Here is a 548-nt window from a genome sequence, read left to right on the forward strand (position 1 = left end):
ATTATTCCAAGTAAATATATCAGCCTTTTTTTCGGGGAGAATGTATTTAGGATGAAGGATTACATCAGGAAGTTTTTGGTGCGGAATGTTTGAATTCGGATCAGTCTCAGTGAACGTGTGTGTACCGTCAGCTCTAAAGCCGATGTTAGAAATCATATTTACATTAGGAATGATACCAAGTCCATTATTAAAAAAGTTAGTGATACCCAACTGATATTCCCAGTTGCCTAGTTCGTTTCTTTTTAATTTTTGAAAGATATCTTTCCAACTTTCTACCAACAAAGGTTCGTTGAAAATCTTACTGAATTGTTCCTCTACCTCTTCTTGCTGATATTTGGAGAGCTCGACATCATAGTCTATCCAGACCCTTTTCCAACATGCCCATCCCCATACATGAACATTATTTGAAAAATAGTAGGAAGCGGGGCCCCATTTTTTTCCGTACTGAAGGTTACAACCTGTAATATGCCTTATCCGGATGTCATTCCTATATTTATCCAGCAATCTATCGCAAAAGCGAGAGAAGTCGTTAGAAGGTAGGCAGTCAT

General features: G+C 38.0%; 1 pseudogene. It reads right to left on the minus strand.

The window, feature by feature from the left end:
- A pseudogene (locus ACNOHI_RS25430) lies at positions 1 to 548 on the minus strand (hypothetical protein); the annotation flags it as partial.

This window comes from Noviherbaspirillum sp. ST9 (assembly GCF_048799745.1).
Classification (GTDB): domain Bacteria; phylum Pseudomonadota; class Gammaproteobacteria; order Burkholderiales; family Burkholderiaceae_D; genus Noviherbaspirillum.